The organism is Tissierella pigra (assembly GCF_018917845.1).
In the GTDB taxonomy this organism is placed as follows: domain Bacteria; phylum Bacillota; class Clostridia; order Tissierellales; family Tissierellaceae; genus Tissierella; species Tissierella pigra.
The window spans coordinates 1,485,466-1,500,893 of the sequence record NZ_JAHLPJ010000001.1; the positions used below are offsets into that span (position 1 = coordinate 1,485,466).

Below are 15,428 nucleotides of genomic sequence, written 5' to 3' on the forward strand. Positions count from 1 at the left end.
CACATATGTTTGACTTCTCTAGAGATAATATAAAATGGAAATTGAATTGCACTTGACAAAATAATTTTCATATATTATAATATAAATATCTCTTTGCACTGCATATAAATCTACGGTACAAACTGAGCAGGCGATGAACAATATTGTTCGTGGGGCCGGGCTGGAAACAGCAGCAGATTGAATTATTTCACATCTGTGGGACAGTAAAATGTTTCATAGGTGTGTTTTTTTATACTTATTTGAAACATATAATTAGAATTTGCAATGCCATAGAGCTATCTTAATAATGCTTAAAAAGCAAAAACTGGAGGTAACTTATTATGACAGAACAAAAAAATCAAAATTTAGAAGGCTTGACAAGTGAGCAAGCCAAAAAGTTGCAGGAACAGTTTGGTAAAAACGAACTGGCAACTGTAAAAAAACAAAGTTTTATTAGCAAGGTTATTCACATTGTTTTAGAGCCGATGTTTTTATTGTTAATTGTTGCATCAATCATCTATTTTATATTAGGTGAACCACGAGATGGTGTGATTATGCTAATCTTTGTAATTGGTATCATCAGTATAGAAATAATTCAGGAATGGAAGACAGACAAAACATTAAATGCACTTAAAGATTTATCAGCTCCACATGTAATAGTTATTCGAGATGGAAAAGAGCAGACAATTTTAAGTGAAGACTTAGTCCCAACTGATTTAATGATAATCAACGAAGGCGTTAAAATTCCTGCTGATGGTGAGGTTATCAAGGCAAGTGATCTTTGTGTTGACGAATCATCTCTTACAGGTGAATCTGTAGGTGTTTGGAAAGTGACTGTTGATAATGCCGATAAAAATAATACAGATTATTGGCGCAAGGATTACTGCTATGCAGGTACTCTCGTTACGCAAGGAAGTGCTACAATTCTTGTAGATAAAATAGGCTCTAATACAGAGTATGGTAAAATAGGTATTAATGTAGCATCTGCTCCAGACAGTCCAACGCCTTTAGAAAAGCAAACAAACAGCATTGTTAAGACATGTGCAATAATAGCAGGTATTTTATTTATTCTTGTTACAGTAATAACTTATTTCAATATTCCGGATCATAAATTTACAGATAGAATTATTGAAAGTATTTTATCAGGAATAACTTTAGCAATGGCTATGATACCTGAAGAATTTCCTGTTATATTGACAGTGTTCTTATCTATGGGTGCATGGCGTCTTGCTAAAAAACAGTCTCTTGTTCACAAGCTTTCTTCTGTTGAAACATTAGGTGCTGTATCAGTTCTTTGTGTAGATAAAACAGGTACGATTACAATGAACAAAATGGCTGTTCAGGATACTTGGGCAATTGATGATGATAATTATAACTTATGTGAAATTATGGGGCTTGGCTGTGAAACAGATGCATATGACCCAATGGAGAAGGCAATGCTTTTACATTGTGAAAGCATTGGAATTTCAAAAGACCATTTATTTGGTGGTGAACTGATATCCGAATATGCATTTACAAATGAACTTAAAATGATGGGGCATGTTTGGCGACATGATGGAGAAATTGTTATTGCAGCAAAAGGTTCGCCTGAAAGTATATTGACTATATGCAAATTATCAGACGAACAAAGAAAGCAAATTGAAAATAAAATAAATGAAATGTCAAGGGAAGGTTTAAGAGTAATAGCTGTTGGTACAATGAATCCAAAGAGTGAATCTGACATTCCTGATAATATTACTGATTGCAAGTTAACATTTTTAGGTTTAATTGGTCTTGCTGATCCTCCAAGAGAATCTGTGAAAGAAGATATCAAGATGTGTAATAAAGCAGGGGTTCGTGTAGTAATGATTACTGGTGATAATGGAATCACGGCAAGTTCCATTGCAAAACAAATTGGAATGAAAAACAGCGATAATATTATTACTGGTGATGAACTGAACAATATGACAGATTCTGAACTTATGGAACGTGTCCATGATGCAAATATATTTTCAAGAGTTTTGCCGGAACATAAAATGCGCATAGTTAAAGCATTTAAGGAAAATGGTGAAGTTGTTGCCATGACAGGTGATGGTGTGAATGATGCTCCAGCTCTTAAATATGCAGATATAGGAATTGCAATGGGCAAGCGTGGCTCTGAGGTTGCAAGAGAAGCTGCTGATTTAATTTTGATGGATGATAACTTTTCAACAATTGTTCATACAATTGAAGATGGAAGAAGAATTTATGATAACATCAAAAAAGCTATAGGTTATGTATTTACTATTCATATTCCTATTGCATTTGCATCACTGTTTGCACCTCTTTTAAATATTAGTCCTGCAAGTCTTTTATTGCTTCCTGTGCATGTTGTGCTTTTAGAGCTTATTATTGACCCAACTTGTTCTATTGTTTTAGAACGTCAGCCTGCTGAAAGTAACATAATGGATCGAAAACCAAGGGATCCTAATGAAAAAATTCTTACAGCTGGAGTATTGACAAAAAGTATTCTACAGGGGCTGGCTATATTCATAGCTTCTTTTGGAACATATTATATGCTTATTAAACAACAACCTGAAAATCCACAATTGGCGAGAACAATGGGACTTAGTATTATAATGATTGCAAATTTATTTTTAGTTCAAGTAAACAGTTCAAATTATGATAATGCATTTAAGACGATGAAATATCTAATTAAAGATAAAGTTATGTGGGCTGTTATTATTGGTACTGTTGCAGGTCTTTTGTTAATGCTTTACACTCCTCTTAACAGAATTCTAAATCTTGCACCATTATCATTATCACAGTTCTTTATAGCCGTAGGTATTGCAGCTGTATCAGTTCTTTGGTATGAAATTGTAAAAATTTTCAACAATATGAACTTAAATAAAAACAGTTAGTATATTTTAGTTTGGTTTTCCTCAAAAACCTAAATTAAACAAAAGCAACTTCGCTCTCAATAAAGAAAGTGAAGTTGCTTTATGACTCATTTCAAAGCAAGAAGTTGTTAACATAGAAAGGTACATGTTTAAAATAAAACCGTCATTAGCAGATATACCAGATGAAGATAATCCATATCGTGGAATGCATATGGCAATTGATGATTTTCAGAATGTTAAAAAAATCTTTGATACTGCTTTATTGACTGGTAACTATGATGTGCTTTCTAGTGTTGTGTGGGAGTTTGATCAACCAGTTAGATTTGCGGGTACTGGTTTTGAAGCTATGACACATGATTTGGAAGGGAACAAAATACAAAACTTGCTAAATCCTAATGTTTCAGCAAAGCATATTTTTGTTATGGTGTTTCCAGAAGGCGAGAAAACATATTGCATTATATCTTGGCTCAAGGAAAATGATGCTTTATTTGCAAAGTATAAACAGCAACTCTTGAGTTTGCCAGAAGAAAAGAAGAAAATATATATCAATAATTTGTTACCCATGATTAGTGAAAATATTGTTGTAAACCCTGAAGCATGGGATAATTGGGAAGAATACAAACGTAATGAATTCGGTGCAATAGAGTTTGGAATAGCAACTTTGTTTGAAGCTGAAGGAGACTACTGGGATAGACTCGAACCACCTGTTTATGATTTGTTTGATTTGTAAAAAATTATTGAAATTCTATCTAACTAGCAGACTATAGCTGGTTGACATGTTCCCGTCTACCGATAGTGCCAAAAATGCAGTGGATATGTTTCCGAGAACGGACATACTCAAATGACATTCGTTCTATCCTCTCGAGCCATTGTGAGGTAGTCGTTAAGTTAGAAAAACAATAGGATGTAGTAATATAAATAGTTTGGACCATTGAGTGTGTAGATGCATTCAATGGCTTTTGTGTTTGGGACTTATAGCTTAACTGCTTAAATATAATAATCTGTAAGAAAACTAATTTTAATAAAAATGATAAAAAGCTTGCATATTACGTTACGTAATGTGTTTTAATATAAGTATATGGAGGTGATTAAATGAAAGATGAAAATATATTTTCGATTGGTGAAATTGCTAGACTAACTGGTGTAACCATTCGTACCCTTCAATATTACGATAATATTGGGCTAGTACCCTTAGATAAAACAGATACGCAGGGACGAAGATATTTTAGGGAATCTGATATATCTCGATTACAGCAAGTAATGTTCTACAAATCTATGGGATTTAAAATTAATAAAATTCAGGAACTACTGTCAGAAACAGTGACTCCGCAGCAATTTTTAAATGTCTTATGTGATCAAAGATATATGCTAATTCAAAAGTTGAATGATTTAAATAGTAGTATGGCGATTTTGGAAGCTAGCATAGCCAGTATAGATGAAAATAAGACAATACCTTGGGGAAATCTAATACAAATGATTAATTTATTTAACAAAGAAACAGTACTTGAATATAATAAAGTTTCTTTTGATAATAGAGCTCAAAATGTTTTTTCAGCACATTATAAGAGCATTGATGTGATGCTAAAAGATTATTGGGAATGGAAAACACTTGTTTTAGAAGCTATATCACACACGCTGAACAAAGTAGACCCAAGAGGCAATCAAGGGCAAGTATTTGCGGAAAAGTGGAATAAGATGGTTGGAAGGATTACTAATAACGATGATGAACTTTTAGAAGCACATAAAAGATCTTATGAAAATCGAAATTTATGGCCGAAAGAAGACCAGCGACTAATGGAATTTGCTAATAGTTTTATTGATGATGCAATGAATTATTACAAAATAAATGAGGTGTAACAATGAAAAAGAGATATAAGGTTTTAATTGGAATCCTTGTTATTTTTACCGCAATATCAATCTTACCTTTCCTGTTTCAAGATTCAGATCAATTAGGTAAGTTTAGAACAGTAGAAGGAGAAGGCAAGTATAAAGAGGCTTATGCTAATGCTATGAGACTGCTTCCGGAACCAAATCGAACCCTTGATATTGAAACAGATTATGGTGTGGTAAGGGTCTATGAATTTATAAATTCATCAAATATATTAGAAATACCCATTGTTCTTTTGCCTGGAAGAACATCAGGTACCCCAATGTGGGTAGAGAATTTGGAAGAGCTTTTAAGTCAGCGTACTATCTATACAATTGATATTCTAGGGGATGCAGGAATGTCAGTTCAAAATAAGCCAATAGAAAATGCATATGATCAGGCACTTTGGCTGGAACAAGTATTCAAAGCAATTGAATTATCTCGGTTCCACCTTATTGGACATTCCTTTGGAGGGTGGAATGCTGCAAACTATACTGTTCATTATCCTGACCGGGTGATGTCTTTAAGTCTATTAGAGCCAGTTTTTGTTTTTACAGGTTTGAGATGGGATTTTTATATAAAATCAATACCTGCTTCATTACCATTTTTACCTGATAGTATGCGAGAGAAAATGTTAGCAGATATTGGAGGGACGGCCGAAATTGATATGGATGATCCCTTAGCAAGGATGATTGCAGAAGCGACGGAGCACTACGCAGTGGCATTACCATTGCCAAAGGAGATTGAATCAAAACAATTATCAGAGTTGGATATGCCTGTTTATGTTGCCTTAGGAGGAAAAAGTGTTCTTCATAATTCACAAAAAGCCTATGATAATGCTTCGCAGAATATAAGAGAGTTGACAATAAAAATATGGAAAGATGGAACACATTCATTGCCGATGGAATATTCAGAAGAAGTCAGTAAAGAATTACTTGATTTTATGAGAAATATAGACGATTAAGAATTGTGATGATATATCCCAAATGACTGAAATGATTATCTTATAATATGGAAAAACAATAAATTCTTAATTATTTTAAATATTGGATATCATAATGCAATTAATATGTTTAAAGAAAATAAAAACTATTGAATGTAACTTTAAAATATTATATAATATAATCAGAAAGTGAGAATTTCTGAAAGGAAGATAGCTATGATGATAGAAATACGTGGAAGGTCTCAAATTACTATTCCTTCTGAGATAGTCAAAAGTCTTGGAATAAAAGAAGGAGATAAATTTGAAGTAATTGAAAAAGATGGAGGAATATTTTTATGCCCTGTAGTTGTTTATCCTAAAAAGGAAATGATCCGTATAGCCAAACTAGTTAAGGAAACAGATGCTGAGTATAAAAGTGGTGAATTAAAATTATATGATGATGTTGACAAAATGTTCATGGATATGGGAATCAACCTAGATGAAATTTAAAATTGTTATCACTAAAACTTTTGAAAAGAATTTAAAAAAACTAACTAATGTTGAACAAAAACAGGTGGCATCAAAATTAAAATTATTACAAACAGATCCATACTACCCTTCTTTACGGACTAAGAAAATTAAGGGATTTCAAGATTTATTTGAATGTAGTGTAAATATGGATATAAGGATACTTTGGAAGTATGAAGGAGCGAATATAATAATAACATTAGATATTGGACATCATACTATTGTGGATAAATTATAATTATTATTAGGCCGCTTGTGTGGAAAAAAAGAAAGAAAGCAAATTTAGCTGTAAAAATAAGAATTAGATAAAAGTGAATATATTGCGATAAATAAAGCCTTCAAGATATAGAATTTATTTTGAAGGTTTTATTGTTTGCAATTTGTATGATTGCAGAATATAAAGATTGCTCCCTGCCACCAGGGGGGAAATATCTTAGTGCGACATCATTATTGTCTGCTCAAGGCACGTGGAATGCGTGGTAGGAATACAGAAAATTTAACAGTAGAATTAGACCGAAAAATGGCTAATTATCAACGAAAACGATATGTTATTATGAAATTTACTCATGATGAAAAGCATATCATTTTTAAAGATGTAGGGAAGGGCAGAAGAATAAAAGAGGTTTTTGATGAGGTTGAGGTTATTATTGCTATGATTGCATGAAATACATAGTTTTGATTCTTAGCAAAATGTGGTACACAGTTTAATTAGTAGTGTGGTACATATTCCCCTATTCATAAAACTTGATATCAAGCGAATTTTACTACTCTTATTCTTACGGTCACTCCTGCCATAAGACCTGCTATTTATTTCATAGTATGATGTTCAAAAAAGTCATCTTGGAATTATAGAAAATGAAATGTGGGAAGTTGTGGTAGTTCATTTGGAAGAAAGACCTGGAACCCTACAAATGAATGACTAAAACGAAGGGTGTGACAGTATAATGGGAAATATGAGAAAAAAGGATAAGTGAGATGTAAGAATCAGCATATATATGAAGAAGTTATATATAAAGCATTTGTTTGTAGCTTCAACGCCTTGGGGGAAAACAAAGAGGATTCCATAGAGAAGTGGAAAGCTGAAGATGGAGATGAACTTAGGAGTTTTTTTGAATTGTAGAAGATGGAATGGAATTTGAAGAATTTGATATAGATTCTTATTTCAAAATGATAGAAAAGATGACAGTATTTGAAGGTCGGATAATTATTGGAATGCATGATGTTACAAAGATTGAGTGTGTAATTGAATAGATTAGGGATTGAGTTTAGAGCTAGTTGGGATTAGAAGCCATAGTCCTGACTGGCTTTATTGCTTGTTTAATATGGAGGGGTTTGGTAATATGTAAGTAAGATTAAGGATCTTTTTTAAAAATAAAGGGGGAAAATGGGAATGAAAAAAACTTTAAAGATATTATTAACATTTGTATTAGTTATAGGATTTATAGCTGCATCACCCAAAACTATAAATGCATCTAGTGGTATCAAAGTATTATTAGAGGGGCAAGAATTGAAATTCGATGTACCACCACAAATAATTGAAGGTAGGACATTACTTCCACTAAGAGCAATATTTGAAGCTTTAGGACTAGAAGTAGGTTGGGACGATGCTACAAGAATAATAACTGGAGTGGCAGAAGGTAAAGAGATAATATTAGAACTGGATAGCAAAGAAGTCAAAGTTAATGGCGTAGATAAAACGCTTGATGTTCCTGCAAAAGCCATCAATGGGAGAACTTTAGTGCCAGTAAGGTTTATTGCAGAAAGCTTGGATATGAATGTTGTATGGAATCAAGAAAGTAAGACAGTTAAAATAAGTAAAGATGATATTCTAGAGTGGAAGTACGAAGGATATGAAGGCACAGAACCTTTTAAAGAATATGAAAGAAAATATGTAAATGGTGTAAAATCAGATGAGACTAGATATAATGGTAAGAACCATGTATTTAAAACTGTTAATTTGTATAGTGATGATGGAAGAATTATACCAAATGTAAGAGAAGATAAAATTGCTAATTATGGTGCTGGATGGTATACCAAATCTCCACTTATTGGTAAAACTTATTGGGTTAGAATTGAATCATATGGTAGGTATGCAATAATTAATCCTGATACAGGACAAGAATATTCAGAAAACCTTTTGACTAATCATGATAGAGATGCTCGATATATTAAAATTAGAATTGATGAACATTATTTTGATAAGGACGAGATTTTTAAAGAAAGAGGACAAAAAGTTACAGACGGCAAAGAAATATATCATACAGATACATTAATTAAAGGTGTAATTAATGATGAAATAAAGGCTGTAACTTCAACATATAGAATTACAGGTTTATTAAAAGAGGAGAAATCAGGCGAAGGGAAATATCGTATTTTTGATAAGGATCCAAAAACAATCTTTAAATGGAAAGAATCTGTGTGGAAAGATTTGGGACAGGGGAAAAAGTGGATAGGAATGACCAAAGACATGCTAATTGTACACATGGGTAGACAACCAAACAAAATTAACAGGACGGTTGTAAAATCAGTGACAAGTGAACAATGGGTATATAGCTGGAGTTATGGAATATCAAGTGAATACTACTATTTTGAAAATGATAAATTAGTTGGCTGGCAAGACTAAATTTTATCTTTACTAAAAGGTTATAAACAAGTAATAATTATAAAAAAGCATCTTAAGAAATTAGAAATAATTCACAGTTGAATAATGGTCTTATAACAGAACCAGTTGGGATTTGAAGATATAATTCTGACTGGTCTTTTTTATGCTTATTTAAAGCAATATATTGGATTATTATGGTATAATGGAAATTAAATTGGGAGAAGTTTGAAACGTAATAAATTTTTGTTATTAATTTTGTAAATATGAACCTTATAGAAAACAGTAGGGGGGATTTAAGTGAAAAATAGTGAAATATTTAGAAATTTGCTTAATGAATTATTAATTGAAAGTCCACAGTATAAAAGTGAATTAAAGAATTTTCAAGAGTATTTGAAGGATAGAATGCTCGAGGAAAAGGTTTTCAACTTAAATGTTACTCACATTGACGAGTATTTTGTATATTCATATGATACTAAAATCGGTTCAATACCTTCATTAACTAGTCATATAGCTGCATTAAAGAGATTATTTGATTTTCTTATTAATAGAAAGTTTGATTTCAATACCCTATATGGTTACATAAATACTGTTGGTTTTAAAGAGAAACTAAGTAAACAACTAGAACAGAGTTTTCAGAAACCTGTTATTAATGAGACTTTATTAAATTCTATTTTATATAGGTTTGATTTATACATAAGTGATAATATTAATAATAAATTTAAAACTAAAAGTGAAAAAAATAGATTTGTAAATATATTAATTTCGAGATTATATGCAAAACTAAGTTTAATACTTCCACTTAAGCCAAATGAAATGTTAGAGCTCCAATTATTTGATATAACTGATGGGTTAACTAGAACCATAGAACATAACGGAATTCTAATTAAGATTCCAAATAGCTTAAGGGAGCAAATTATAGAATCAATTAAATTTATAGAAAGACACTATAATAAAGTCTATTTAGATGATGATAAATTGTTCTATTTTCTATATAATGCATTAGATAGAACTGATATAAGTTCATCAAGAATTAGTGAGTCATTTATCACAACATATAAAATACTTGGCATTGATGAAATGCTTAAGCAAAAAAAAGTAGGAAAAAAGATTCATTATGTATATCCACCTGAGAGTTATAAAATAACAGCAATTTTGGACATGCTAAATAATGGAGTAAATATAGTGTATTTGAAAAAATTAACAGGTTTAGATATAGGAACTTTAGTATCCAATTTTAACTTTGAAAATAAGCCTGACCTTAAAGATAATGTATCAATTGATATAAATAAAGGTCTGATGAGTACAGAGTATTATGTTTATCTATAATTAATTATGAACCTCTTTTTGTATAAGCTTATATTAAAATAAATTAGTATTCTAGCTAGAAACTTCAGAAGAAAGAATTAGATAACATTGAAACAAAGAATAAAGATTACTGTAAAAAAATCTTAAGGAGGCTTAATTTATGAAAAAGTCTATGTCTATTATATTCTTATTAGTTTTACTTGTAATTTCTTTTACTGGATGTTCCAAACCGATAAGTTTTGATGAAGCAGTGAAAGAAGCACATAGCATTCAAAAAGAATTACTTTTGACCGACATGACACTGGAAAGTGCTAGATCTAAAGTATCAGATATAATAAGAAGTGTTAAGAATATAGATAATTCACAAAAAGCGAAGCTGAATGAGATGGAGAAAGATCTTGATATGATTTATAGTAGTAAAAAAGATTATAAGGATATTATGGAGGAAATTTCAAAAGAAAATTTTAGTTATGCCTTTTTTAATATGTATGAGGCTGTTGGCACTTATAAAGATAGTTATGGGGATATTTTGAAAGAATGTATCGGTGAAATATATATAATGAACGAAAAAGATTTAGAAAAAGGCATTATAGAAGACATTCAGCAAAATATAGACATATCAGCGTTAAAAGAGAAGGAGTATATAAATGATAACCATATAATAAACTTTGTTAATGCGGCTAATGAAAGACTTAATAACATGGATTATTTTTTTGAACAAATAGGGCAAACAATGTCAAACGATTTAAAACTAAATCTTGATATTCTAAAGCCAAAGGCAGAAGTTGCACTTAATATTACTGATGATTTGCAAGTTAAACAAAAAATAATAGAGGAAGAAGCAAAAAAATTAGCTGAAGAAGAAGCCAAGATTGAGGCTAAGGAAGAAGTAAAAAAATACGAACCTGAAAAGATAGTTGATAGTGATGGGAAACAGATTTGGAAGATATATATATCAGAAGGTAGTTTACATCTTAAAGGCACATATAAAGGTAGTGGGAACTTTATAGTTAAACTTTCAAACTCAAATCAAGAACTGATGGAGGTTTTAGTTAATGAAATTGGAGACTATATAGTGGATAAAACATTTATTGTACCTTATGTAGGTTGGTATTATCTTGAAATTTATGGCTCACAGGGTAATTGGACTTATGAATGGTATTAATAAAGGTAACAATTTAATTAGTTAGGAGAGTATCAGTGGGGCTAGTTAAATTTAAGTATCCATGAGTGCCATATACAAATGTATGAAGGGTTAATGGAATTAGTTTGCATCTAGAATAAAATAAATATAGGAGATCATATTGGATTATTTGAATCTTCTTAAATATAAGAGGATAAACAGGGGGAGATATTATGTTTAAAAACTTATTTAAAGGTCTTAGTAAAAATAATGAAAATATGAGAAATAGAGAAAAAAAGTTGGTGACCAATGCTGTGCCTAAGAAAGAGTTACAAAGCTTAATTACACATGAAAATAACATGTCAATGGATATAGAAAATGAATTAAAGCAACATGTAGATGAGGAAATTCAAATTACTAAAGGTACACTCGTTAACGATGATAATTTAACTCTTGAAAAGCCAGCTAAAAAAACTACTGAAAAGTTTACTGAATATAAACTATTCTACAGGGACAATTTTCTAAAATGTAAAAGTATTAATGAAGTATTAGATACCTATTTAAAATACACAGATTCTGATAATATTATGGATGAAATACGTCTAAGATATGTTAGCATGTATCTTTTTAACACTAGTTTGAGTAATGATAAATTAGAAATCATAGATTTAAAGTCATTACTGACAAAAAGGTTATCAGAAACAGATATAGAAAATGAATTAAAGCAACAAGGGCTAGATGAGGAAATTCAAATTACTAAAGGTGCATCTGTTAACGATGATAATTTAACTCTTGAAAAGCCAGCTCAAAAATCTACTGAAAAACTAATTAAATATAAATTATTTTATAAGGACAAGTTTGTAAATTGTAAAAGCATTAACGACGTATTGGATACTTATTTAAAATACACCGATTCTAATGATATGATGGAAGAAATACGTCTAAGATATGTTAGCATGTATCTTTTTAATACTGGTTTAAGCAATGATAAATTAAACATTAAAGATTTAAAGTCATTACTGGCAAAACGATTATCAGGAGACCGTAAAGTTGATGATACAGTTATGCTAGATGATAATAATATATTAAACGGGAAACTTTATTCTGAAATTAAGTTGCATTTTAAAGATGAAATACATAAGCTACATCAAGCTGGGCAAGATGCGAACATTGACAGACTATTAATATCATTATTTCTTCATTATGAAGTAGAAGCAATTGACTCGGTTGTGTTTCTTAGATCATTACTAAGGGTTATAAAAGACATGGATTTGTCAAAAATAGACACTGAAGATAATTATTTTGGAAGCTACTTGAAACAAAGGATTTTAAATATTAAAGATACAGAATTTTGGCAGGAAGATGAAGAAAGGTTTTATAGGTGTGAAATCTTGATTATTGGAAGATATATAATGGTTAAGACAAAAGGTTTCGTCCATATTATTTCTAATTTAAAAGAAGGGCCTATGTATATAAATGTAACTTCAATTAATAATAATACTTTGTTTAATCTAAATATAGATGGTACTGTATTCGTGACAAATGCATGGGATAGGGATAAAATTCTCAATTATTTTAATTTTGTTAATGACGAAATCCTAGAAGAAGTAAATCAAAAGGTTAATACAATAGTTAAGGAAGTTGAAAATGTATCCTTAGAGTTAATTGCAGTAATTGAAAATTTCCTAAATATAATGCCGTTAAATATTTTGTTAGATAGGGATTTGTATATTGCTTTTGAACATTTAATTTCATTTAATAGTTTTGTTGCACAACAATTACTAGATAGCAATTCGGAACAGAGAGATAATATTATAGACAAGTTAAGGGGAGATGCTAATTTTTATAATAATTTACAAAGTTTTATTGACGAGAACTACAAAAAACTTGTTAAAATTGCAGGTAAATATATTAATACCGCAGAGGAGTATCATTCTTCGGTTATATGGAAATTGATTAGAAAGTCATCTCTTCAATTCATATCTGAGTATTGGAAGAACGAATATGGTATTTATATTAAGGATGATATTCAAGCAACTGACCTGAGTGAATATGTGGATGCATATTGTAGATGCTTAGATATTCCTACTAAAAATATTGTTACTGTAGGCTCTTTTACCTATTATTTAATGGGTAGAGACATGTTTCCAACGGAGATAGAAAGAAATTTTGTACAGTGTAATATCTACCTCATAGAAAAGATATTACAAAAAATTGAAGAACTTGAATTAGAAATATTTGAAAATAGACTTACTAATAGACAGGTACAAAAAAGTGTAAAGTACTCAATTAACGATGTGGATTTAATGGATGGACATGAGTTTGAACGATTTGTTAGTCTCCTTTTTACAAAGATGGGTTATATGACAGAAATAACAAAAGGCTCTGGTGATCAAGGAATGGATGTCATTGCAGAGAAAAATGGTAGTAGAATTGGAATTCAAGCAAAATGCTATTCTAGTAAAGTAACAAATAAAGCAGTACAAGAAATTTTTACATCGTTGAATTACTATAATTGTAACAAAGGAATGGTAATAACAAATAACTATTTTACAGAATCAGCTTTGGAATTAGCTCAATCAAATAATATTGTACTATGGGATAGGGATATTCTGAAAAGAAAAATTGATGAGATATTTAATTAGTATTAATACTCACTTTAACTATTCGATATTTCCGAATAGTTAAAGTGAGTATTTAAGCATAGCTTAAATTTAATTAATAGTAAACAGATTATCTAAACCAAGATAAATATTTTTGGTAACCTTGATGCAAAAAATATCTGGGTTATTTTTTTACCTTTTTTCAAATCTAGACTTCGTAAATGACCCTCTAAATGTGGAAACATATAGAGGGATATTTTTGTTTGAAAAACTTTTTAGATTAGACTTCAAAATCAAGGTTTAAATGTGGAAACAGATAGAAGGGACATCTTTTTAAAAAAATTCCAATTAGACTTGAAAAATCGACTTCAAATGTGGAAACAAGTAAGGAGGTGAATTTTAGATGACAAAAAAATTTAATACAATTGATGGTGAAACTTTAATGACGATGCCACTTAAACCAATTAACTTCATTATTGAAAACCTACTATCAGAGGGCCTTCATATTCTGGCAGGGTCACCAAAGGTGGGAAAGTCTTGGCTTGCTTTATGGTTATCAGTGGCAGTAGCAAAAGGAGAGGAGGTTTGGGAGAATAAGGTTAAAGAAGGGACTACCCTTTACCTTTGTTTTGAAGATAGTCAAATAAGAATTCAAAATAGACTATTTGATATTACAGATGAAGTAACAGACAGGGTAAACTTCTGTACGGAAAATGCAATGCTGGGTGGTGATTTAGAAGAAAGGATAGTAAACTTCATAAAAGAACATCCAGATACTGTTTTGATTATTATTGATACCTTACAAATGATAAGAAATACAAGCAAGGATCATAATTATGCCAATGACTATAATGAGTTAACCATATTAAAAAATCTAGCAGATAAATATGGAATAGCTATTTTACTAATTCATCACTTAAGAAAAGAATATGATAAAGATCCCTTTAATCGTATCTCTGGTACTACTGGAATTCAAGGAGCAGTAGACAGTAGTTTTATACTAATAGAAGAATCTAGAGGAAGTAAAGTGGCAACTTTATCTTGTGTTGGTAGAGATATTGACTATCGAGAAATCAAATTAAAAAGAGATGAAGATAATATTTGGCAAGTAGTAACAGATAGTTTTATAAATAAGGATGTTCTACTAGATGATATTGTTATTCTTCTTTCTGACTTTATGAAAGACAAAGAATATCACAAATCAACTCCTACAGAATTAGCAGAGGAACTATCTAGAAACAGGGACGATAATATTTCTCCAAAGACCCTTAGTAAAAAGATATTACAAAATACAATGGAACTTGAAGAACGTTCAATCTCTGTTGTTATCCGTAAGAGCAATGGTAAAAGATTGATTGAAATTTTTAGAAATAGGGACATTAGGGACGATAAAATGGCTACCCCCTAAGTCCTCAAACTAACGTCCCTGTTGACCCTGAAAGTGTAGCCCTGTTTCGCCCCGTGTACCATTTGAATAGGTATATAGGGTAATTGGTCGAGGAGGGGGATGAAAATCAAATTTTGGGCAAGATGTTGGGGGATGTTGGAACCTTGGTAGTAAGTGATGTTAGTCACATTAATAATAAGAATATTGATTTTAAAAAGCAAATATTCAGTTGAATCCCCTATCGATTTTAGTGC

Annotated in this window: 13 protein-coding genes and 1 riboswitch; all 13 genes read left to right on the forward strand. The window is 30.8% G+C overall.

Annotated features, from left to right (window positions below):
* Positions 1 to 112 precede the first annotated feature (112 nt).
* Positions 113 to 206: riboswitch (NiCo riboswitch) on the forward strand.
* Positions 207 to 320: 114 nt separating this feature from the next.
* The 13 genes from KQI41_RS07235 (at position 321) to KQI41_RS07295 (ending at position 15,195) form a co-directional block, all read left to right on the forward strand.
* Positions 321 to 2,858, forward strand: a complete 2,538-nt coding sequence (locus KQI41_RS07235; RefSeq protein ID WP_097033532.1) for a cation-translocating P-type ATPase — start codon at positions 321 to 323, stop codon at positions 2,856 to 2,858.
* A gap of 124 nt (positions 2,859 to 2,982) precedes the next feature.
* Complete coding sequence (locus KQI41_RS07240; RefSeq protein WP_097033533.1) at positions 2,983 to 3,567, forward strand: hypothetical protein; 585 nt, start codon at positions 2,983 to 2,985, stop codon at positions 3,565 to 3,567.
* 362 nt (positions 3,568 to 3,929) lie between these two features.
* Positions 3,930 to 4,694: a MerR family transcriptional regulator gene (locus tag KQI41_RS07245; RefSeq protein WP_154442970.1), complete on the forward strand. Its 765-nt coding sequence runs from the start codon at positions 3,930 to 3,932 to the stop codon at positions 4,692 to 4,694.
* Positions 4,695 to 4,696: 2 nt separating this feature from the next.
* Positions 4,697 to 5,668, forward strand: a complete 972-nt coding sequence (locus KQI41_RS07250) for an alpha/beta fold hydrolase (RefSeq protein WP_154442969.1) — start codon at positions 4,697 to 4,699, stop codon at positions 5,666 to 5,668.
* A 195-nt stretch (positions 5,669 to 5,863) separates the two neighbouring features.
* Positions 5,864 to 6,136, forward strand: a complete 273-nt coding sequence (locus tag KQI41_RS07255) for an AbrB/MazE/SpoVT family DNA-binding domain-containing protein (protein WP_154442968.1) — start codon at positions 5,864 to 5,866, stop codon at positions 6,134 to 6,136.
* Complete coding sequence (locus tag KQI41_RS07260; protein WP_154442967.1) at positions 6,126 to 6,392, forward strand: type II toxin-antitoxin system RelE/ParE family toxin; 267 nt, start codon at positions 6,126 to 6,128, stop codon at positions 6,390 to 6,392. Before KQI41_RS07255 ends, KQI41_RS07260 begins: the two co-directional genes overlap by 11 nt.
* Before the next feature lie 198 nt (positions 6,393 to 6,590).
* Complete coding sequence (locus tag KQI41_RS07265; protein WP_216585083.1) at positions 6,591 to 6,818, forward strand: hypothetical protein; 228 nt, start codon at positions 6,591 to 6,593, stop codon at positions 6,816 to 6,818.
* Between the two features lie 306 nt (positions 6,819 to 7,124).
* Positions 7,125 to 7,274, forward strand: coding sequence for a hypothetical protein (locus KQI41_RS07270; protein WP_154439628.1), 150 nt, complete (start codon positions 7,125 to 7,127; stop codon positions 7,272 to 7,274).
* Positions 7,275 to 7,544: 270 nt separating this feature from the next.
* A complete protein-coding gene (locus tag KQI41_RS07275; protein ID WP_154439629.1) occupies positions 7,545 to 8,777 on the forward strand; it encodes a copper amine oxidase N-terminal domain-containing protein in 1,233 nt (410 codons plus the stop codon).
* A gap of 276 nt (positions 8,778 to 9,053) precedes the next feature.
* Positions 9,054 to 10,082 carry a hypothetical protein gene (locus KQI41_RS07280; RefSeq protein WP_154439630.1) on the forward strand — a complete coding sequence of 343 codons (1,029 nt, stop codon included), beginning with the start codon at positions 9,054 to 9,056 and terminating at the stop codon, positions 10,080 to 10,082.
* Between the two features lie 139 nt (positions 10,083 to 10,221).
* Positions 10,222 to 11,226 carry a hypothetical protein gene (locus KQI41_RS07285; RefSeq protein ID WP_154439631.1) on the forward strand — a complete coding sequence of 335 codons (1,005 nt, stop codon included), beginning with the start codon at positions 10,222 to 10,224 and terminating at the stop codon, positions 11,224 to 11,226.
* Positions 11,227 to 11,417: 191 nt separating this feature from the next.
* A complete protein-coding gene (locus KQI41_RS07290; RefSeq protein WP_154439632.1) occupies positions 11,418 to 13,829 on the forward strand; it encodes a restriction endonuclease in 2,412 nt (803 codons plus the stop codon).
* Positions 13,830 to 14,190: 361 nt separating this feature from the next.
* Complete coding sequence (locus tag KQI41_RS07295; protein ID WP_216585084.1) at positions 14,191 to 15,195, forward strand: AAA family ATPase; 1,005 nt, start codon at positions 14,191 to 14,193, stop codon at positions 15,193 to 15,195.
* The last annotated feature ends 233 nt before the right edge of the window (positions 15,196 to 15,428 follow it).

What these genes read in the sequence shown, in the direction of transcription:
- KQI41_RS07290 (WP_154439632.1), top strand. Translation starts at nt 11,418, where the DNA reads ATGTTTAAAAACTTATTTAAAGGTCTTAGTAAAAATAATGAAAATATG.
- KQI41_RS07295 (WP_216585084.1), top strand. Translation starts at nt 14,191, where the DNA reads ATGACAAAAAAATTTAATACAATTGATGGTGAAACTTTAATGACGATG.
- KQI41_RS07250 (WP_154442969.1), top strand. Translation starts at nt 4,697, where the DNA reads ATGAAAAAGAGATATAAGGTTTTAATTGGAATCCTTGTTATTTTTACC.
- KQI41_RS07235 (WP_097033532.1), top strand. Translation starts at nt 321, where the DNA reads ATGACAGAACAAAAAAATCAAAATTTAGAAGGCTTGACAAGTGAGCAA.
- KQI41_RS07260 (WP_154442967.1), top strand. Translation starts at nt 6,126, where the DNA reads ATGAAATTTAAAATTGTTATCACTAAAACTTTTGAAAAGAATTTAAAA.
- KQI41_RS07255 (WP_154442968.1), top strand. Translation starts at nt 5,864, where the DNA reads ATGATGATAGAAATACGTGGAAGGTCTCAAATTACTATTCCTTCTGAG.
- KQI41_RS07245 (WP_154442970.1), top strand. Translation starts at nt 3,930, where the DNA reads ATGAAAGATGAAAATATATTTTCGATTGGTGAAATTGCTAGACTAACT.
- KQI41_RS07275 (WP_154439629.1), top strand. Translation starts at nt 7,545, where the DNA reads ATGAAAAAAACTTTAAAGATATTATTAACATTTGTATTAGTTATAGGA.
- KQI41_RS07285 (WP_154439631.1), top strand. Translation starts at nt 10,222, where the DNA reads ATGAAAAAGTCTATGTCTATTATATTCTTATTAGTTTTACTTGTAATT.
- KQI41_RS07240 (WP_097033533.1), top strand. Translation starts at nt 2,983, where the DNA reads ATGTTTAAAATAAAACCGTCATTAGCAGATATACCAGATGAAGATAAT.